General features: G+C 61.0%; 1 protein-coding gene and 1 pseudogene. Both read right to left on the bottom strand.

Annotated features, from left to right (window positions below):
* Nucleotides 1-1,286 (bottom strand): alpha-D-glucose phosphate-specific phosphoglucomutase (locus tag ACXRVY_RS26775; RefSeq protein ID WP_458238703.1); only part of this gene is annotated, 1,286 nt, incomplete at its 3' end.
* A 116-nt stretch (nt 1,287-1,402) separates the two neighbouring features.
* Nucleotides 1,403-1,867 (bottom strand): annotated as a pseudogene (locus ACXRVY_RS26770) (PLP-dependent aminotransferase family protein); the annotation flags it as partial.

Here is a 1,867-nt window from a genome sequence, read left to right as displayed (position 1 = left end):
CGACCGGTACGGGCAGTCATCTCGGCGGCCAGCAGGGCCGGAATCAAACCGTCCTTGTCGGTGCTCCAGACGCCGCCGTCCTTGCGCAGGAACGAGGCACCGGCGCTTTCTTCACCGCCGAAACCGAGGGATCCATCGAACAGGCCGTCGGCAAACCATTTGAAGCCGACCGGCACTTCGTACAGGCGACGACCCAGGCGCCTGGCCACGCGATCGATCAAGCCGCTGCTGACCACGGTTTTACCCACGGCGGCATCGGCGCGCCCTTGCGGCCGGTTCTGGAACAGATAGTCGATGGAAACGGCGAGGTAGTTGTTCGGCGCAAGCAAACCGCCGGACGGCGTGACGATGCCATGACGGTCGTGGTCCGGATCGCAGGCAAACGCCACGTCGAAACGTTCTTTCAGGCCGATCAGGCCTTGCATGGCGTGGCCGGACGATGGGTCCATGCGGATCTGGCCGTCCCAGTCGACGGTCATGAAACGGAAGGTCGGGTCGACCTCTTTGTTCACCACATCCAGGTCCAGACGATAATGCTCGGCAATCGCCGACCAGTAGCGCACCCCCGCTCCACCCAGCGGATCGACACCCAGGCGTAGCTTGGCATCGCGGATGGCGTCGAAGTCGATCACGTTGATCAGGTCGGCGACATAGGTGTTGAGGTAATCGTGACGATGGGTGGTGCTGGCCTTCAATGCCTGCTCGTAGCCGATGCGCTTGACGCCAGCGAGCTTGTTGGCCAGCAGTTCGTTGGCTTTGGCTTCGATCCACTTGGTGATGTGGGTATCGGCCGGACCACCGTTGGTTGGGTTGTACTTGTAGCCACCGCTTTGTGGCGGGTTGTGGGAAGGCGTGATGACAATGCCGTCCGCCAGGCCGGTGGTGCGACCACGGTTGTAGCAGAGGATCGCATGGGAAATGGCCGGGGTCGGCGTGTACTCGTCGCCAGCGGCGATCATCACGGTCACGCCGTTGGCCGCCAGTACTTCGAGGGCGCTGGCGCCGGCCGGCGTGGACAGCGCGTGGGTGTCGATGCCGACAAACAGCGGGCCATCGATGCCTTGAGCTTCGCGATACAGGCAGATCGCCTGGCTGATCGCCAGCACGTGCCATTCGTTGAAACTCAAGTCGAACGAGCTGCCGCGGTGCCCGGACGTGCCGAAAGCAACGCGCTGGGTCGAAATAGCGGCATCAGGCTGGCCGGTGTAATAGGCCGTTACCAGTCGCGGGATATCGACCAACAATTCTGCCGGTGCCGGTTTACCCGCAAAAGGACTGAGTGTCATGCAAAACCTCTGGAATAGAGTGGTTCAGGAATTGGGTCGCAGTTTACTGGCAGTTCGTCCGCAACGCGATGGGATCGATCCAATAGAATGAAGGGTGTTATTTTTTGTCTCATCACTCACTCGATTGATTCCAGACGCAGCGCATCCCCCAACAAGCCCAGTGCGGCAGCCAGGTTGTGATCACCGCCGAAGGTATGACTCAAACGCAAATGCTGCCCGTGCAGACCGTGGAGGCTGAACAGTTCCCCCGGCGCGATGACCACTTGATGCGCCAGCAGGCGCTGGAACACACGACGTACGTTGACCCGACGCAAGGAGCGCACCCAGATCGTTGCACCGCCTTGCGGCTCGACGAAATGCAAGGCATCACCCAATCGCTCCTGCAACAACTGGGTCATTTGACTCTTGCGTTCCTTGAGCAGCCGGCGCAGCACCAGCAGGTGTTGATCGATGCGACCGCTGCTGTACAAGCGGGCGATGGCTTTCTGGCGAATCGGCGAGAGACGAAAGGAGCGCAGCAGAAAGTGCCGTTGCAGCTCAGCGCTCAAATGCCTTGAAAGCAGGTAGCCGTAGGGCGCTTC

This window comes from Pseudomonas sp. P5_A2_2 (assembly GCF_054177685.1).
This window is presented reverse-complemented; position numbering and strand designations above follow the sequence as displayed.